This window comes from Nostoc sp. PCC 9305, from assembly GCF_963920915.1.
Lineage (GTDB): Bacteria > Cyanobacteriota > Cyanobacteriia > Cyanobacteriales > Nostocaceae > Nostoc.
Window position 1 is genome coordinate 1 of the sequence record NZ_CAWUDN010000256.1, and the last position, 1,180, is coordinate 1,180.

Sequence of the window (1,180 nt, forward strand, 5' to 3'; positions counted from 1 at the left end):
TTAAGTAGGTGGGCATAAAAAAACTAAACTATGTAAAGATAAGTAAATACGGAGAATACATATACGTGAGGTGGCTTAATATATGGGCGCTCGTTTAAGGGTATTTCTAACTCGTGAGCAGGACCAAACTCTGTTAAATCTAAGAAATCTTGAGGTGCCGCAGAAGGTTAAAGATAGAGCAGAAGTAATCAGGTTAAACGCACATGGCTGGTATGTAGAAAAAATAGCAGTCCACTTTGATTGGGATAAGCAAACAGTTAGAGATGTTTTGCATAAATGGAGAAAGCAGGGTTTAGAGAGCCTTTGGGAATTACCAGGTCGAGGGTTAAAACCCAAGTGGAAAGAAGAGGATATCGTGTTTTTAGAACAATGCCTAAGAATTAAGCCACGCACATATAATAGTTCCCAACTATCACAGAAGTTAAATGCAGAGCGCAACGTGCAATTGAGTCCCGACAGATTAAGACGGGTACTCAAAAAAAGGGGATTAATTGGAAACGAGCTTTTGATTTGTCATAAAGGAAAACAAGACCCTGTAGCACGAGCAAAGAAACAAGCAGACCTCGATATGCTGGAATTAGCTGCGGCGACAGGAGAATTAGACCTAAAGTATTTGGATGAATCTGGGTTTTGTGCCTGGAGCGAACCGGGTTACACCTATTACTTTCAAGGTGAGCAAAAACGTTTAGAACAGACTAAACGTCGTGGTCGTAGATTAAGCATTATTGGGTTCCTTCAACCTTTGCTCAGTTTTGTTTACGGTTTGGTAATCGGGGGTGTTAACCGTAAGTCTTATATCCAAATGATGGAGCAAGAAGCGGCTGATGCCCAAAGAACGGGACGTATTAGGGTAATTGTCCAGGATAACGGACCGATACATCGATGCCTTGACGTACAAAAGTTATGGTCAAAATGGGAATGCATGGGTTTATACATCTTCTTTTTGCCCAAATATTGCTCCGAAATGAACCCGATTGAGTTGGAGTGGCAACATCTGAAGAAAAATGAACTATCTGGGCGAATATTTGATGACGAATTAGACCTTGCTTATGCCGTAATTGATGGTGTTCAAGCTAGAGGAGAAAAAGGTAACTACAGTACAGAGCGTGTAAAATTTAACCCCAAATCTTCTACTTAACTTTTCGTTACACAGTTGTAAATTTTTCCGCCCACCTACTTA

General features: G+C 40.6%; 1 protein-coding gene. It reads left to right on the forward strand.

Annotated features, from left to right (window positions below; genetic code table 11):
- Positions 1-82: 82 nt before the first annotated feature.
- Complete coding sequence (locus ACM0OX_RS35650) at positions 83-1,138, forward strand: IS630 family transposase (protein WP_414519932.1); 1,056 nt, start codon at positions 83-85, stop codon at positions 1,136-1,138.
- Positions 1,139-1,180: the final 42 nt, after the last annotated feature.